Origin of the sequence: Pseudomonas folii (assembly GCF_014357575.1) — a bacterium.
Taxonomy (GTDB): domain Bacteria; phylum Pseudomonadota; class Gammaproteobacteria; order Pseudomonadales; family Pseudomonadaceae; genus Aquipseudomonas; species Aquipseudomonas folii.
On sequence record NZ_JACONW010000044.1, the window covers coordinates 1 to 15,909 of the forward strand.

General features: G+C 55.9%; 15 protein-coding genes. 13 read left to right on the forward strand and 2 right to left on the reverse strand.

Annotation, left to right across the window (positions count from 1 at the left end):
- Positions 1-95: 95 nt before the first annotated feature.
- On the reverse strand, positions 96-374 hold the full coding sequence (rpsT, locus tag H8S59_RS11560; protein ID WP_027899711.1) for a 30S ribosomal protein S20: 279 nt from the start codon (positions 372-374) through the stop codon (positions 96-98).
- A 252-nt stretch (positions 375-626) separates the two neighbouring features.
- On the opposite strand from rpsT, the gene murJ reads away from it, so the two are divergent.
- The 6 genes from murJ to ispH all read left to right on the forward strand — a co-directional run bounded on the left by murJ (position 627) and on the right by ispH (position 8,027).
- Complete coding sequence (gene murJ, locus H8S59_RS11565; RefSeq protein ID WP_187521487.1) at positions 627-2,165, forward strand: murein biosynthesis integral membrane protein MurJ; 1,539 nt, start codon at positions 627-629, stop codon at positions 2,163-2,165.
- 132 nt (positions 2,166-2,297) lie between these two features.
- Complete coding sequence (gene ribF, locus H8S59_RS11570) at positions 2,298-3,224, forward strand: bifunctional riboflavin kinase/FAD synthetase (protein WP_027899713.1); 927 nt, start codon at positions 2,298-2,300, stop codon at positions 3,222-3,224.
- A gap of 20 nt (positions 3,225-3,244) precedes the next feature.
- A complete protein-coding gene (gene ileS / locus H8S59_RS11575) occupies positions 3,245-6,076 on the forward strand; it encodes an isoleucine--tRNA ligase (protein WP_187521488.1) in 2,832 nt (943 codons plus the stop codon).
- Positions 6,069-6,572 carry a signal peptidase II gene (gene lspA, locus H8S59_RS11580; protein WP_095096760.1) on the forward strand — a complete coding sequence of 168 codons (504 nt, stop codon included), beginning with the start codon at positions 6,069-6,071 and terminating at the stop codon, positions 6,570-6,572. Before ileS ends, lspA begins: the two co-directional genes overlap by 8 nt.
- Entirely contained in the window at positions 6,565-7,017 is a 453-nt protein-coding gene (locus H8S59_RS11585) for an FKBP-type peptidyl-prolyl cis-trans isomerase (protein ID WP_027899716.1), read from the forward strand. Before lspA ends, H8S59_RS11585 begins: the two co-directional genes overlap by 8 nt.
- A gap of 62 nt (positions 7,018-7,079) precedes the next feature.
- Complete coding sequence (gene ispH / locus H8S59_RS11590; RefSeq protein ID WP_095096757.1) at positions 7,080-8,027, forward strand: 4-hydroxy-3-methylbut-2-enyl diphosphate reductase; 948 nt, start codon at positions 7,080-7,082, stop codon at positions 8,025-8,027.
- A 173-nt stretch (positions 8,028-8,200) separates the two neighbouring features.
- On the opposite strand, the gene H8S59_RS11595 is transcribed toward ispH, so the two are convergent.
- Entirely contained in the window at positions 8,201-8,698 is a 498-nt protein-coding gene (locus H8S59_RS11595) for a GspH/FimT family pseudopilin (RefSeq protein WP_187521489.1), read from the reverse strand.
- A gap of 131 nt (positions 8,699-8,829) precedes the next feature.
- On the opposite strand from H8S59_RS11595, the gene H8S59_RS11600 reads away from it, so the two are divergent.
- The 7 genes from H8S59_RS11600 to thiO are packed head-to-tail and all read left to right on the forward strand — an operon-like array spanning position 8,830 to position 15,864.
- Positions 8,830-9,309: a GspH/FimT family pseudopilin gene (locus tag H8S59_RS11600; protein ID WP_187521490.1), complete on the forward strand. Its 480-nt coding sequence runs from the start codon at positions 8,830-8,832 to the stop codon at positions 9,307-9,309.
- Complete coding sequence (pilV, locus tag H8S59_RS11605; protein ID WP_187521491.1) at positions 9,302-9,826, forward strand: type IV pilus modification protein PilV; 525 nt, start codon at positions 9,302-9,304, stop codon at positions 9,824-9,826. Before H8S59_RS11600 ends, pilV begins: the two co-directional genes overlap by 8 nt.
- Positions 9,823-10,530, forward strand: coding sequence for a PilW family protein (locus H8S59_RS11610; protein WP_187521492.1), 708 nt, complete (start codon positions 9,823-9,825; stop codon positions 10,528-10,530). Before pilV ends, H8S59_RS11610 begins: the two co-directional genes overlap by 4 nt.
- 11 nt (positions 10,531-10,541) lie before the next feature.
- Positions 10,542-11,045, forward strand: coding sequence for a pilus assembly PilX family protein (locus H8S59_RS11615; RefSeq protein WP_246475243.1), 504 nt, complete (start codon positions 10,542-10,544; stop codon positions 11,043-11,045).
- Positions 11,032-14,292 (forward strand): pilus assembly protein, encoded by a 3,261-nt coding sequence (locus tag H8S59_RS11620; RefSeq protein WP_187521493.1) that lies wholly within the window; start codon positions 11,032-11,034, stop codon positions 14,290-14,292. Before H8S59_RS11615 ends, H8S59_RS11620 begins: the two co-directional genes overlap by 14 nt.
- A 12-nt stretch (positions 14,293-14,304) precedes the next feature.
- Positions 14,305-14,727, forward strand: coding sequence for a type IV pilin protein (locus H8S59_RS11625; RefSeq protein ID WP_122807588.1), 423 nt, complete (start codon positions 14,305-14,307; stop codon positions 14,725-14,727).
- 27 nt (positions 14,728-14,754) lie between these two features.
- On the forward strand, positions 14,755-15,864 hold the full coding sequence (gene thiO / locus H8S59_RS11630) for a glycine oxidase ThiO (RefSeq protein ID WP_187521494.1): 1,110 nt from the start codon (positions 14,755-14,757) through the stop codon (positions 15,862-15,864).
- Positions 15,865-15,909 lie beyond the last annotated feature (45 nt).

Below are 15,909 nucleotides of genomic sequence, written 5' to 3' on the forward strand. Positions count from 1 at the left end.
CAAGTTCGCTCCTACCGGGTTACTGTAATTCATCAAATTGCAGACAACAAAAAACCGACCCTTGGGTCGGTTTTTTTACGGCTTAAGCTTATCGCTTAGGCTGCAGCAGCAACGCTCAGGTCTTTGATGTGACCGTTCAGGCGGCTTTTATGACGAGCAGCTTTGTTCTTGTGGATGATGCCTTTATCGGCCATACGGTCGATAACTGGCACGGCCAGAACATAAGCAGCTTGTGCTTTTTCAGCGTCTTTTGCGTCGATGGCTTTAACTACATTCTTGATGTAGGTACGAACCATGGAACGCAGGCTGGCGTTGTGGCTGCGACGCTTCTCAGCCTGTTTTGCACGTTTTTTGGCGGAAGGTGTGTTGGCCACCGTCGAGCTCCTCGAAAGACTTTTTAGGGAATAGCTTACAAAATAGGCCGCGAATCATGCCGATGACTGGATTGATTGTCAAGGGGTGGTGATCGGTTCCGCCGAGTGGTCGCTATGTTCAACCGGGATATTTATTTCCGGTGCACGACCTGTAAACTCGCCGGCTTTGCCTCTGTGCTTTTGCGGCGCGGAGTATCGCATAAATGGACAGGTTTATCGCCTGGTCCTTTAGCCAAGGCGCTAAATTCTTCAATGAACCTACTCAAATCGTTGGCTGCCGTCAGCTCTATCACCATGCTTTCCCGGGTGTTGGGCTTTGTTCGAGACACTATCATTGCGCGCACATTTGGCGCAGGAATGGCGACGGATGCGTTCTTTATTGCCTTTAAATTGCCCAATCTGCTGCGCCGGATTTTCGCTGAAGGCGCATTCTCTCAGGCTTTTGTGCCAATCCTGGCGGAATATAAAAGCCAGCAAGGCGAGGAGGCGACACGCACCTTTGTCGCTTACGTCACAGGGCTCCTGACACTGGTTCTGGCGCTGGTCACTCTACTTGGGGTAATCGCTGCGCCTTGGGTGATCTGGGCCACTGCGCCGGGCTTTGTCGATACTCCGGAAAAATTCGCGCTGACGTCTGATCTGCTGCGAGTGACCTTTCCTTATATATTGCTGATTTCCCTGTCGTCGCTGGCAGGTGCGATTCTTAATACCTGGAACCGCTTTTCGGTCCCGGCGTTTGTGCCAACGCTACTGAACGTCAGCATGATTTTCTTCGCCTTGTTCCTCACGCCTTATTTTGACCCGCCTGTAATGGCGCTGGGCTGGGCGGTTCTGGTCGGCGGCCTGTTGCAGTTGCTCTATCAGCTGCCGCACCTGAAAAAGATCGGCATGCTGGTACTGCCGCGTCTGAATCTGCATGACACGGGCGTGTGGCGGGTAATGAAGCAGATGCTGCCTGCCATCCTTGGCGTCTCGGTCAGTCAGATTTCTCTGATTATCAATACGATATTTGCCTCGTTCCTTGTGGCTGGTTCAGTGTCCTGGATGTACTACGCCGACCGTTTGATGGAGTTGCCGTCCGGTGTGCTGGGTGTGGCGCTGGGTACGATTCTGCTGCCAATCCTGTCGAAAACCTATGCCAGCAAGGATCGTCAGGAATATTCGCGGATTCTCGACTGGGGTCTGCGCCTGTGTTTTGTGCTGGTCCTGCCGTGCACGCTCGCGCTGGGGATTCTGGCTGAACCGTTAACCGTTTCCCTGTTTCAATACGGTAAATTCGACGCCGTCGATGCTGCCATGACCCAGCGGGCGCTCATCGCTTACTCGGTGGGGTTACTGGGCATCATTGTGATTAAAGTGCTCGCGCCGGGCTTTTACGCTCAACAAAATATTCGCACCCCGGTGAAAATCGCGATTTTCACCCTTATTGTGACCCAACTGCTTAACCTGGTTTTTATCGTACCGCTGCAGCATGCCGGGCTGGCCCTGGCGATCAGTGTTGGCGCTTGCATCAACGCGCTGCTGTTGTTCTGGCAGTTGCGCAAGCAGGATCTGTTTCAGCCGCAGCCGGGTTGGGCGAGGTTTCTGCTCAAGTTGTGTCTGGCGGTTGGGGTGATGTCTGGCGTGCTGCTCGGTCTGATGCATGTGATGCCGGCCTGGAGCGACGGGCAAATGCTTGAACGCTTCATTCGTCTCGGCGGGCTGGTGGCGGCTGGGGTTGTGGCTTATTTCGCGACCCTGTTGCTGTTGGGTTTTCGCCTCAAGGATTTCGCCCGTAGCGCAGTACTGTGAGCAATAGTTGTAACGGGTAGTCGTCGTTTTTTCCCGTCGTGGAGCGATGACTGTTGTTTTGCCTTGGCGTGTTCCTGTCGTCCGGGGCTGTGTGTGGTTATAATCGGCCACTTTATGAGCAAGAAGTGCGTTATGCAGCTGGTTCGAGGCCTCCATAATCTGCGCCCCCAGCATCGGGGCTGCGTCGCCACCATTGGCAACTTTGACGGTGTTCACCGGGGCCACCAGGCTATCCTGGCTCGCTTGCGTGAACGTGCGGTCGAGTTGGGCGTGCCCAGCTGTGTGGTGATTTTCGAGCCGCAGCCGCGTGAGTTCTTTGCTCCGGCCACTGCTCCGGCCCGTCTCGCACGCTTGCGTGACAAGCTGGAGCTGCTGGAGGCCGAGGGCGTTGATCGGGTGTTGTGTCTGGCGTTCAACCAGCGCTTTAGTAAGCTCAGCGCGGCAGAATTTGTCGATACGATATTGATCGACGGGCTCGGCATACAACATCTTGAGGTAGGCGATGATTTCCGTTTCGGTTGCGACCGAATGGGCGACTTCGACTTCCTGCAACAAGCGGGCGATGCCCGTGGCTTTACGGTTGAGGCGGCGCAGACCGTCGAAATCGATGGCGTTCGCGTCAGCAGTACCAAGGTGCGTAATGCCCTGGCCGTGGCGGATTTCGCCCTGGCCGAGCGCATGCTCGGGCGACCGTTCCGGATTACCGGACGTATCCTGCATGGCCAGAAGCTGGCTCGGCAGTTGGGCACTCCCACCGCCAACGTGCAGCTCAAACGGCGTCGTGTGCCGCTGACCGGGGTTTATCTGGTCAGTGCAAGCATTGATGGCAAGACCTGGCCGGGCGTCGCCAATATTGGCGTGCGTCCGACCGTGGCAGGTGATGGCAGTGCCCACCTTGAAGTACATCTTCTGGATTTTGCCGGTGACCTTTACGACCGGCGTTTGACGGTGGCTTTCCACCATAAGCTGCGTGATGAGCAGCGTTTCGCCTCCCTGGAGGCGCTCAAGACGGCAATCAATGCGGACGTCGCCGCCGCCCGTGCCCATTGGCATGGCTAACCGCTAATCAAGAGCCTGAAATGACCGACTACAAAGCCACGCTAAACCTTCCGGACACCGCCTTCCCAATGAAGGCCGGCCTGCCCCAGCGCGAGCCGCAAACTCTGCAGCGCTGGGACAGCATTGGCCTGTACCAGAAGCTGCGCGAAATTGGCAAGGATCGTCCGAAGTTCGTTCTGCACGACGGTCCTCCTTACGCCAACGGCTCTATTCACATCGGTCACGCCGTTAACAAGATTCTCAAGGACATGATCCTGCGCTCGAAAACGCTTTCGGGTTTCGACGCGCCTTATGTTCCGGGTTGGGACTGCCACGGTCTGCCGATCGAGCACAAGGTTGAAGTGACTCACGGCAAGAATCTGTCTGCGGACAAGACTCGCGAGCTGTGCCGCGCTTATGCTTCCGAGCAGATTGAAGGGCAAAAATCCGAGTTCATTCGCCTGGGTGTTCTGGGCGACTGGAGCAATCCTTACCTGACCATGAACTTCACCAACGAAGCCGGGGAAATCCGGGCGCTGGCGGAAATGGTCAAAGGTGGCTTCGTGTTCAAGGGCCTCAAGCCCGTGAACTGGTGTTTCGACTGTGGCTCGGCTCTGGCTGAAGCAGAAGTCGAATATCAGGACAAAAAGTCCTCGACCATCGACGTGGCTTTCCCGATCGCGGATGACGCGAAGCTGGCCCAGGCGTTCGGCCTGGATGCATTGAGCAAACCTGCCGCCATCGTGATCTGGACCACCACCCCGTGGACCATCCCGGCCAACCAGGCGCTGAACGTTCACCCCGAGTTTGAATACGCGCTGGTTGATGTTGGCGACAGGCTGCTGGTGCTGGCCGCTGAGCTGGTTGAAAGCTGCCTGGCCCGTTACAAGCTGGAAGGCTCGGTTATCGCCACTGCGACCGGTGCTGCGCTGGAACTGATCAACTTCCGCCACCCGTTCTACGACCGCCTGTCGCCAGTCTATCTGGCTGACTACGTCGAGCTGGGCGCTGGCACTGGCGTCGTTCACTGCTCGCCTGCTTATGGCGTCGATGACTTCGTGATCAGCAAAAGTTATGGCCTGACCAACGATGACATCATCAGCCCGGTGCAGAGCAACGGTGTCTATGTGGATTCGCTGGAGTTCTTCGGCGGTCAGTTCATCTTCAAGGCCAACCAGGCGATCATCGACAAGCTGGCCGAAGTCGGCAGCCTGATGGATACCGAGGTCATCACCCACAGCTACATGCACTGCTGGCGTCACAAATCGCCGCTGATCTACCGCGCTACCGCGCAGTGGTTTGTGGGCATGGACAAACAGCCTGAATCCGGCGACACCCTGCGTGAGCGCGCGGTCAAGGCTATCGAAGACACTCAGTTCGTTCCGGCATGGGGTCAGGCGCGCCTGCACTCGATGATCGCCAACCGTCCTGACTGGTGCATCTCGCGTCAGCGTAACTGGGGCGTGCCGATCCCGTTCTTCCTGCACAAGGAAAGCGGTGATCTGCATCCGCGTACCGTTGAGCTGATGGAAGAAGTCGCCCAACGCGTCGAGAAAGAAGGCATCGAAGCCTGGTTCAAGCTGGACGCCGCCGAGCTGCTGGGTGACGAAGCATCGAAGTACGACAAGATTTCCGACACGCTGGACGTCTGGTTCGACTCCGGTACTACGCATTGGCACGTGCTGCGCGGTTCACACCCGATGGGTCATGAGACCGGGCCACGCGCCGACCTGTACCTTGAAGGTTCCGACCAACACCGCGGCTGGTTCCATTCGTCGCTGTTGACCGGCTGCATGCTGGACGACCACGCGCCTTACCGCGAATTGCTGACCCATGGTTTTGTCGTCGACGAAAACGGTCGCAAGATGTCCAAGTCGCTGAACAACGTTGTGGCGCCGCAGAAGGTCAACGATTCGCTGGGCGCAGACATCATGCGTCTGTGGGTGTCGGCGACCGACTACTCTGGCGAAATGGCTGTTTCCGATCAGATTCTGCAACGCAGCGCTGACGCCTACCGCCGTATCCGCAACACTGCCCGTTTCCTGCTCTCTAACCTGAGCGGTTTCAATCCGGCTACCGATATCCTGCCGCCGGAAGAAATGCTGGCGCTGGATCGCTGGGCGGTAGACCGTGCCTTGCTGTTGCAACGCGAGCTGGAAGAGCATTACGGCGAATACCGTTTCTGGAACGTGTACTCCAAGATCCACAACTTCTGCGTGCAGGAGTTGGGTGGGTTCTATCTGGACATCATCAAGGACCGCCAATACACCACGGCCGCGGACAGCACTGCACGTCGGTCCTGCCAGACCGCGCTGTTCCATATCTCCGAAGCGCTGGTGCGCTGGATCGCGCCGATCCTGGCATTCACGGCCGACGAGCTGTGGCAGTTCCTGCCGGGCGAGCGTAACGAATCGGTCATGCTTAACACCTGGTACCAAGGGCTGAGCGAAATGCCGGCTGACTTCGAACTGGACCGCGCCTATTGGGAGCGGATCATGGCGGTGAAGGTCGCGGTCAACAAAGAGATGGAAAACCTGCGTGCGGCCAAGGCGATTGGCGGCAACCTGCAGGCCGAAGTCACTCTGTATGCTGAAGACGCACTGGTCGCCGACCTGTCGAAACTCAGCAACGAGCTGCGCTTTGTACTGATCACCTCCACGGCCAGCGTCGCGCCGTTGTTCGATGCTCCAGCTGATGCAGTTGTGACCGAAGTGGCGGGTCTGAAGCTCAAGGTGGTCAAGTCCGGTCATGCGAAGTGCGCCCGTTGCTGGCATCACCGCGCTGACGTGGGTGTGAACCCTGAGCATCCTGAAATCTGCGGCCGTTGCGTAGACAATATCAGCGGTGCAGGCGAGGTTCGTCACTATGCCTAATACAGGTTATGGACGTTTGGCCTGGCTCTGGTTGAGCCTGTTGGTTCTGGTCCTGGATCAGGCCACCAAGTATTACTTCGAGCATCGCCTGGAGCTGTACGAGCAAATCGTGATCATCCCGGATTACTTCAGCTGGATGCTTGCTTACAACACCGGCGCGGCCTTCAGCTTTCTGGCCGACAGCTCAGGCTGGCAGCGCTGGCTGTTCGCGCTGATCGCTATCGTGGTCAGCGTGGTGCTGGTGGTCTGGCTCAAGCGTCTGGGACGGGATGACACCTGGCTGGCCATTGCCCTGGCATTGATACTGGGCGGCGCGCTCGGCAACTTGTACGATCGTGTCGCTATCGGTCACGTCATCGATTTCATTTTTGTTCATTGGAAAGAGCACGGCTTCCCGGCATTCAATATCGCTGACAGCGCAATTACTGTTGGTGCGATCATGCTGGCGCTGGACATGTTCAAGAGCAAAAAAACCGGAGAAACCGTTAATGACTGAACAGTTATTGACCGAGCAACGCATCGGTCAGAACACGGAAGTCACTCTGCATTTTGCTTTGCGCCTGGAGAACGGCGAGACAGTCGACAGCACCTTTGACAAGGCCCCGGCCACGTTCAAGGTGGGTGATGGCAACCTGCTGCCTGGTTTTGAAGCGGCGCTGTTCGGCTTCAAGGCTGGAGACAAGCGCACCGTGCAGGTTCTGCCGGAAAATGCCTTTGGTCAGCCGAACCCGCAAAACGTCCAGATCATCCCGCGTTCGCAGTTCCAGGACATGGAGCTGTCGGAAGGTTTGCTGGTGATCTTCAATGATGCGGCCAATACTGAGCTGCCGGGCGTGGTGAAGGCGTTCGATGACGCGCAAGTGACCATCGACTTCAACCATCCGCTGGCGGGCAAGACTCTGAGTTTCGAAGTGGAAATCTTCGAGGTCAAAGCGCTTTAATCAAGCTTGAACCTGAGCCCGGCTTTGGCCGGGCTGTTTCGCACGTAGACACGAGGCACCCCATGCAAATCAAACTCGCCAACCCCCGCGGCTTCTGCGCTGGAGTGGATCGTGCGATCGAAATTGTCAATCGCGCTCTGGAAGTGTTTGGCCCGCCGATCTATGTGCGCCATGAAGTGGTTCATAACAAATTCGTTGTCGAAGACCTGCGCGCTCGTGGCGCGATCTTCGTCGAAGAGCTGGATCAAGTCCCTGACGACGTGATCGTGATTTTCAGCGCCCATGGCGTTTCGCAAGCCGTGCGTACTGAAGCGTCGGGTCGTGGCCTGAAAGTGTTCGATGCAACGTGTCCGCTGGTGACCAAGGTTCACATCGAAGTGGCGCGTTACAGCCGTGACGGTCGCGAATGCATCCTGATCGGCCATCATGGTCACCCTGAAGTTGAAGGCACCATGGGCCAGTACGACGCCAGTAATGGCGGCGCGATCTACCTGGTCGAGGATGAGAATGACGTCGCCAAATTGCAGGTGCGCAATCCGGAATCCCTGGCGTTCGTGACTCAGACGACCTTGTCCATGGACGATACCAGCCGCGTTATCGATGCCTTGCGCACACGTTTCCCGGCGATTGGCGGGCCGCGCAAGGACGACATCTGCTACGCCACGCAAAACCGTCAGGATGCGGTCAAGCAACTGGCTGATGAGTGTGACGTTGTCCTGGTGGTCGGCAGTCCGAACAGTTCCAACTCCAATCGTCTTCGCGAGCTGGCGGAGCGCATGGCAACCCCGGCTTACCTGATCGACGGAGCCGAAGACATGCAGCGCGGCTGGTTCGATGGCGTTCAGCGGATCGGCATTACCGCAGGCGCCTCGGCGCCGGAAGTGCTGGTGCGTGGCGTGATTCAGCAACTGCACGCCTGGGGCGCGACCGGCGCTGACGAGCTGGCTGGCCGCGAAGAGAACGTGACCTTCTCGATGCCCAAGGAGTTGCGGGTCAAGTCGTTGTTGTAACGCGGCGAATTACGGACCTGTAGGAGCGCACGAGCACCGCGAGGCCGCGATAGCGGTGTATCAGACAGACCGCCATCGCTGCCTCGCGGTGCTCGTGAGCTCCTACAGAAAATGCGTTGCGGGCAGGGGGCTGCAAGGCCAGCGTGAAGCGGCAACCTCCCGATTCAGATGACTTAACCGCAAAGCTCTTCTGGCTTCGTTTCGCTCTCAATTTGTACCCTGCCGGTTCTGGCCATCACCACCGCGTGGTGGCTTACGGCTTCTTTCGCATCGCAGATGAACAATCTTCCTGCAACAAAGCCATTGCCTGCTGGAACACCCAGCGCGTTAAATCGAATTTGCCTGACGAAATGAATATTTCCAAAAATCGGCACTTTCCCGCTTCGAGCGCGCTCCGTCAGCACCAGATCATCTTCACTGCCTTTCGGGTCCACAACGATCTGCCAACCCTTGCTCCAATCCTCATCAATCGCTCGAATCACCACCAGCTGACTTCGTAAAATCGCTTCCGTACGTGCTGTGCGTATCCCGCTGGCCAGTTGTTGCGCGGCATCAATGCGGCGCTGGCTCATCAGGAACTCACTGAAAGCCGGAGCGGTGAGGGTGACAACTATCCCAATGACCAGCATCGTCACTGCCAGCTCAATGATCGTGAAGCCTGCCTGTTTCATACGTTTCCCTCCATGGAAATTCTCATTTGAATGCCATGCGGGCATTCGTCCCTGTCAAACTACCGTACATCCTTGTTTACAGTTTCAGCCGGGGATGCTGTCCTATAGTCGTAACGTCTAGGAGACACTCAATGACCCAGCGATCCAAGGGGTTCACCCTCGTCGAATTGTTAATCACTGTGTCGTTGGTCGGGATACTCGCGGTTATCGCTATTCCCAGTTTCAATAGCTCGATACAGAGTTCAAAGGCTGATACCGAAGTCAGTGATTTGCAGCGCGCGCTCAACTTTGCCCGGCTTGAGGCGATAAACCGTGGAGTGAATGTTCAGGTGCGGCCCAACGTCGATGGTGCCGGCTGGAATACCGCGCTCAAAGTGGTGCTGTCATCCAATGTGACGAGCGACGCTGCGTTACGTGTAACGGCTCCAATGAGTAGCGGCGCTGCACTTGCGGTCCCGAATGTCACCCTGATCGAGTTCAATAACCTCGGCGGCCTTTCGGCCCCGGCCACGGCGGTTGCAATGACTTACACACTAGGCACAGCGATCACCAAGACGGTGTATGTATGCTTGAACGGTCGAATTGTTTCGAGTGGGAATTGCAATGGGTAAGGGACGAAAGAGCCGTCAGGTTGGCATGACGCTGATCGAGGTGTTGGTGTCGGTGTTGATATTGGGCATCGGCCTGTTGGGCGCGGCGGCCATTCAATTGAACGCCCTGAGGTACACCGACAGCTCGGCGATGACCAGCCAGGCCAGCTTCATTGCCTACGACATGATGGATCGTATTCGGGCTAATGTTGACGGCAATGCGGTGAATAATGGTTCTAACGTTCTGGCCAGCTATGCCTTGGCCTCACTGGCAGCGGCACCCGCAGGCAACATGAATAATGCGGTCTCCCAGGATCTGGCCGACTTTAGTACCAATATCACTAACTTCGCGGGAGCAGCAGGCGCTAATAGCAAGATTGAGATTAACAAGCCCTTAGTAAAGATCACTATCACATGGGATGACACCCGTGCTGCAGCAGCAAGTGACAACTCGCTGGGCAAAACGCCAGGTACGACCAATCCGCAACAATTTGAGTTGAGTTCGCAAATTGGTCTCAACAATACGGTGGCGCCATGAACACGGGCGTCCGAGGCTTTGGTCTGATTGAGATCATGGTTGCAATGGTCTTGGGCCTGATCGTGAGCATGGGGATCGTTCAGATATTCATTGCCTCCAAGGGCACGTATCAGTCACAGGACGCTGCGGCACGCATGCAGGAAGATGCGCGTTTTGCTCTCAGCAAGTTAGTGCAGGAAATCCGTATGACCGGAATGTATGGCTGTCTGGGTTTTGATACGCCTGCCGTCGCCCCAGCAATTGCAAAACCGACCGACCTTGATAATCCAATTATTTGGGATAACGCCACCAACACGCTAACTCTGATCAGTGCGGACGTGGGCGTATCGGGCGGCGCGCCGACCTGGACTATTATTTCGAATTGCAGAACATTCGCCCGGCTCTATAGCGGCCAACGGGCAGCTGGGGTTGGAGAAATCAGATTCCCTATTCGTAAAATCACTTACATCCTGAGTGGAAGCGACCTGAAAGTGAAGGTCGGCAATGGTGGCGATTCAGCGCAACCGCTGCTAAGCAATGTAAGTAGATTCACCGTCGACTTTGGTATAGCCGGAGCGCCGATGTCCTACACCGGGGTTATCAATACACCCGCCTTGGCATCCAATATTCGCAGCGTGCGCTTGACGCTGACGTTATCTGATCCTACAGGCAAAGTTCGCAACCAAACCTACAACGTCGTTGCCGCTTTGCGTAACCGGTTCTGATGAGAGTTGCCATGAAGAAAAAATCGCGGGTTGTCTCAGCAGGATTTCCCACTCAGCAGAAAGGTATGGTGCTGCTTGTCAGCCTGGTCTTTTTGCTGTTGTTGACTTTAATCGGCGTATCGTCGATGCAGAACGCTACCCTGCAGGAAAAAATGGCGGGCAGCGTTTCGGTGCGTAATAAGTCCTTTCAGACCGCAGAAGCAATACTTCGAGTCGGCGAATCTGCCATTTTGACCCCGACGTTTAGCTTGGTGGCTTGCACGAGTGACACGACTTGCGCACCTCCAACTGATTCAACCACTGTCACACAAGTGGGCAATAGCTCTGCTGGGGTCCCTTGGGTCGCGGAAGCGGGTGGCTTCTATGTTATCCAGAACATTGGCACCACGTTTTCGCCAATGAATCAGCCACAAAATTGTGTAGTTGGGCGCTCAGTTACACTTTATCGCGTGACGGCGAGCGTTCTTCAAGGCGTATCTAGAACGGTATTGGAGAGCATTTATGCTATTTGCTAAGTTGCCGAGCCGTCTGCTGAAGTCTGTTTACGGTGCATTACTAGCGTTGTATCTGACCGCCCCCGCTTATGCGTTTACTCCCGCGCAGGTTCCACTGCTGAGTTCTTCCGCAGTGGCGCCGAACGTGATGCTGTTGGTTGATAACTCAGGAAGTATGTACAACATTATCTGGTCGTCGGCCTTTGATCCCCGGGTGAATCGTACGGACGTCAGTTATTTTTCAACTCAGTGCGTGGATGCCCTTGGGGTTATCGTTATATGTCCCTTCGAGACCACCATTTCCGGAGATGAGACGTTAACTCTGGGAGATATCAACAGTCGCGGCGTCATCCTCGGGATTTCGCTGAATTGCATACTAGGAGGAGTGCCAATTCGCCGCAGTGGCACTACCTATTGTCTGGATTTGCCGGATCCAGCAGGTAACGGGCGCACTCGTTACACAGCCAACTATTTGTCCTGGTTGATAGATTCCGTGCAGCCTACCAGGGTATCGGTCCTCGGCATTATTGGTCTGGTGACTGTGTATTACAAGGATTACACCAACGGCAGCATCCCCAACGACTACCGGATGAATGTGGCCAAAACCGTCGCAACCAATCTGGTGACCAATAACACATCGTTGCGGATCGGACTGGCGCAGTTCAATGAGCCCATCACGGGCGGCGACCTCGGCCCTGGAGGTCGCATTTCCAGGGTGATCACTGACCTCTCACCGGTAACAGCAACAGTTTATCAGCCGAATGGTGTTAGTCAGGCGCAAGCCAATACCAATATCACTAATCTGAAGAATGCTATTGCAGCGCTGACGCCGACCGCCAATACGCCACTGGCTGAAACCTACTATGAGATAACCCGCTATTTTCGCGGGATGACTTCGTATTACCCCAGCGCACAGACGACCTACACCAGCCCTGTTCAGTACCGGTGCCAGAAGAATTACGGAGTGGTTATTACCGATGGTTTGCCCACGTATGACCGTACATTTCCTGCGAATGATCCGGATGACGTTGCCGATAGCTCCCGATCTTTGCCCAATTGGGATTTGGTCGCCAACGACGGCCTTAGACCAGTAACCAGTCCTGGTACTGGGGGGGATGCGGAAGGGGATACGTTATATCTCGACGATCTCGCGAGGTTTGCTTACGACATTGATATGCGTAAAGCAGCAGATGGGTCCGATTTGGCAGGGAAAAGTTGGGACAACACTGGCTTTAACAAACAGAACTTGAGTACCTACACCATCGGCTTTACAACGTCATCGGATCAGATGCTGATTGATGCCGCCGATGACAGTCATGGTCGCGGCAAGTATTTCCAGACGGGTGACAGTGCGGGTTTGACTGCTGCATTGAATCTGGCTTTGAGCGACATCTATGCCAAGGCTGGATCAGGCGGCGGCGGTGCGACCAACTCGTCTACGCTGAGCAACGGTACGCGCTTTTATCAGACGCTGTACGACCCCAAAGATTGGCACGGCACGATTAAAGCGTTCAACCTTAACGCGACAACGGGTGCCTTGAGCACTACGGTGTGGAGCACGGATAGCCTCATTACCAGCTCATCTCCCGGCCCGTTTTTTGAATCCTGGAACACGGTGTCAGGAAGCAGAATTGCCCTCGACTACAACAATCTGACCGGTGCGCAAAAAACGGCATTCGACACCACCTTGCCTACCGGGGTCACTGGCGCGCAACTGGTGAACTGGAGCAAAGGTACCGCCAATGCAAGATTAAGGGCCCGGACGATTTTACTCGGCGACGTCATTAATTCGCCTTTGACCACCGCATTGCCGACCGACAAAACATCAGCAGATTTGGCGGGTAATACGAGCTACTCGGCGTACCTGACAACCAAAGCGTCAAATATGAATTACAATCTGCTGGTCAATGCAAACGACGGGTTCTTCAACGTCATCAACCCTGACACCGGCGTGCGTCGTTATGCGTATATGCCTTCTACCTCATTGGCTTCGCTAGCGACAATCGCCTCTGCAACGTACGGCTCTGGCTCCCACAAGTTCACTGTAGACGGTCAGATTTCAGTCTTTGACACGCAGGCAGGAACCTCGTGGCGTACCGTAGCGTTTGGTGGAACTGGCGCGGGCGGCAAGGCGTTTTTCGCGATCAAACTGTTTGAAGGCAGTGATAACTCAATCCAGGCACTCTGGGAGGTGAAGGCACCCGACACATCCTCACCAGCGAACCCTTTCAACAATCTCGGCTATGCCTATTCCAAGCCTGACGTAGCGCGTATGGCCGATGGCACAAGCATTGTGGTGTTAGGCAATGGATATGGCAGCTTTACCGGGGACGCTTCGTTGTTCGTCCTCAACGCCAATACCGGAGCCCTGATCAGAGAAATCCCTATACCAGCGTCGGCCAAATTGGCAGATAACGGTCTGTCCTCGGTCAAGCTTCGCGTCAATGCGCAAAATGTTGTACAGGCGGCTTACGCCGGGGATTTAAAAGGACGCCTGTGGAAATTCGACATGAGCAGCACATCTGCTAACGGTTGGGGCGTGGCGTTCAATAATAAGCCACTGTTCACTGCCATCGCACCTGACAGCACGCCGCAACCCATCATCGTGCAGCCACTGCTGTTGGATCATCCTACCAACGGCAAAATGGTTTATTTCGGTACTGGCAAGTTCAGTGAAACCTCTGACAAAACGACTAATAGCCAGCAAGCTTTTTACGCTGTCTGGGACGCCGATGGCGCTACCGGTGGATACGTGCAGGGTAATCTGCAGCCGCAAACGATTACTGGCACCATCACAGGAAATGGTGCGACCTACTACACCACGTCCAACAACGATGTGGACTGGACACTCAAAAAAGGCTGGTACATGACCTTGTCCACAACGGAGCCTTACATCGGGGAGCGGATCATTTACTCCGCACAAACCAGCCGTGGGCGGATCATCTTCACTACGGCAGCGGTGAACTCCAGTGACCCGTGTGAAAGTACCGGCACTGGGCGTCTGTTTGAGCTGGATGCTGCCAAGGGCGGCATGCTCAATTATCAGGTTCTTGATACTAATGGTGATGGAAATATTGATGCGAATGATATTCGTGTTAGCGGCATCCGTAACGGTACGGGCATCCCGAATCTGGTGGCAGTTGTGTCGAGTCCTACTGGCAAAGATGACACCAAGTATCTGGTTGACTCGAGTAGTAACCAAGGTATCAATTTGCAAGAGAAAGGCGGCTCTGTGAACCAACGCATCATGTGGCGGCAAATACAGTAAGGAATACGGTGTATGCGAAGCAGATCAACAGGTTTTACTTTGATCGAACTCATGATTGTCGTAGCGATTGTGGGTATTCTGGCGGCCATTGCGTATCCCAGTTACACGGAATACGTGAGGCGTACCCACAGGGCGGAAATTGCGAGTTTGTTGAATGAGCAGGTCCAAGCGCTGGAGCGCTTCTATTCCCGCAATGGTCAGTACTCTAACGTAGCGGCGGCAGGAGGGAATGCGGCCGTGAACCTGGTGCTTTCACAGGGTAACGCTTATTACACAATTGATCCGAAGCGGGATCCCCAGGCTTTTACCCTGACCGCGACCCCAATCGCCGGCTCGATGATGAACGGTGACAAATGCGGTAATTTCATCATTACCAATACCGGCGCTATCAGTAACTCAACGGGTCTTGCGAGCAAGGATTGCTGGGGCCGCTGATCCCCCAATTCTTTGAACGAGTACAAGATGTCCAGGCAGCAGGTTGTGATTGTTGGCGGTGGTGTGATCGGTTTGTTGACCGCGTTCAACCTCGCATCCGAAGTTGATCAGGTCATCCTTCTGGACCGTGCCGGAGTAGGGCAAGAAGCATCATGGGCGGGCGGCGGCATTGTTTCCCCGCTCTATCCCTGGCGCTACGTCACCGCAGTGACGGCGCTGGCGCACTGGTCGCAGGATTTCTATCCGCAGCTGGCCGAGCGCCTGTTTGCACAGACCGGGATCGATCCCGAAGTGCACACCACCGGTTTGTACTGGCTGGATCTGGACGACGAGCAGCAGGCGCTGGGATGGGCTGCCCGAGAGGCGCGACCGCTCAGCGCTGTGGATATATCGGCGGTTCACGACGCTGTGCCCGTACTGGGCGAGGGTTATGAGCGTGCGATCTACATGACCAACGTCGCCAACGTGCGCAATCCCAGGCTGGTCAAATCCCTGAAAGCGGCGCTATTGGCGTTACCCAACGTCACCCTTCACGAGCACTGTGCCGTGACGGGATTTGTCCGTAACGGTGAGCGGGTGGTGGGCGTGAGCACGTCGTCCGGAGATATTTTGGGCGATCAGGTGGTTCTCACTGCAGGTGCCTGGAGCGGTGAGTTGCTCAAGACCCTTGGCCTTGAACTGCCGGTCGAGCCGGTCAAAGGCCAAATGATTCTGTACAAGTGCGCTGCGGATTTTCTACCGAGTATGGTGCTGGCCAAGGGGCGATATGCGATCCCTCGGCGTGACGGGCATATTCTGGTGGGCAGTACCCTGGAGCACGAGGGATTCGACAAGACCCCAACCGATGTGGCGCTGGAAAGCCTCAAGGCTTCTGCGGTGGAGCTGCTTCCCGCGTTGGCGGATGCTCAAGTGGTGGGGCACTGGGCTGGCCTGCGTCCGGGCTCGCCTGAAGGTATTCCCTATATTGGTCCAGTGCAGGGCTTTGAAGGCCTATGGCTCAACTGTGGCCATTACCGTAACGGCCTGGTGTTGGCGCCTGCGTCCTGTCAATTGCTGGCGGATCTGCTGGTTGGGCGTGAGCCGCTGATTGATGCGGCACCCTATGCGCTGAGCGGTAGGGTTGCGGGGCTGCTGTAGGAGTGAGCTTGGTCGCGAGGCGGCGTGTCAGGCACAACGCCTCGC

Bases quoted from the DNA above. Each gene is read 5' to 3' on its own strand.
- H8S59_RS11610 (WP_187521492.1), top strand. From the start codon at position 9,823: ATGAACACGGGCGTCCGAGGCTTTGGTCTGATTGAGATCATGGTTGCA.
- H8S59_RS11625 (WP_122807588.1), top strand. From the start codon at position 14,305: ATGCGAAGCAGATCAACAGGTTTTACTTTGATCGAACTCATGATTGTC.
- H8S59_RS11600 (WP_187521490.1), top strand. From the start codon at position 8,830: ATGACCCAGCGATCCAAGGGGTTCACCCTCGTCGAATTGTTAATCACT.
- H8S59_RS11595 (WP_187521489.1), bottom strand. From the start codon at position 8,698: ATGAAACAGGCAGGCTTCACGATCATTGAGCTGGCAGTGACGATGCTG.
- H8S59_RS11620 (WP_187521493.1), top strand. From the start codon at position 11,032: ATGCTATTTGCTAAGTTGCCGAGCCGTCTGCTGAAGTCTGTTTACGGT.
- ileS (WP_187521488.1), top strand. From the start codon at position 3,245: ATGACCGACTACAAAGCCACGCTAAACCTTCCGGACACCGCCTTCCCA.
- H8S59_RS11615 (WP_246475243.1), top strand. From the start codon at position 10,542: ATGAAGAAAAAATCGCGGGTTGTCTCAGCAGGATTTCCCACTCAGCAG.
- ispH (WP_095096757.1), top strand. From the start codon at position 7,080: ATGCAAATCAAACTCGCCAACCCCCGCGGCTTCTGCGCTGGAGTGGAT.
- lspA (WP_095096760.1), top strand. From the start codon at position 6,069: ATGCCTAATACAGGTTATGGACGTTTGGCCTGGCTCTGGTTGAGCCTG.
- pilV (WP_187521491.1), top strand. From the start codon at position 9,302: ATGGGTAAGGGACGAAAGAGCCGTCAGGTTGGCATGACGCTGATCGAG.
- ribF (WP_027899713.1), top strand. From the start codon at position 2,298: ATGCAGCTGGTTCGAGGCCTCCATAATCTGCGCCCCCAGCATCGGGGC.
- thiO (WP_187521494.1), top strand. From the start codon at position 14,755: ATGTCCAGGCAGCAGGTTGTGATTGTTGGCGGTGGTGTGATCGGTTTG.
- H8S59_RS11585 (WP_027899716.1), top strand. From the start codon at position 6,565: ATGACTGAACAGTTATTGACCGAGCAACGCATCGGTCAGAACACGGAA.
- murJ (WP_187521487.1), top strand. From the start codon at position 627: ATGAACCTACTCAAATCGTTGGCTGCCGTCAGCTCTATCACCATGCTT.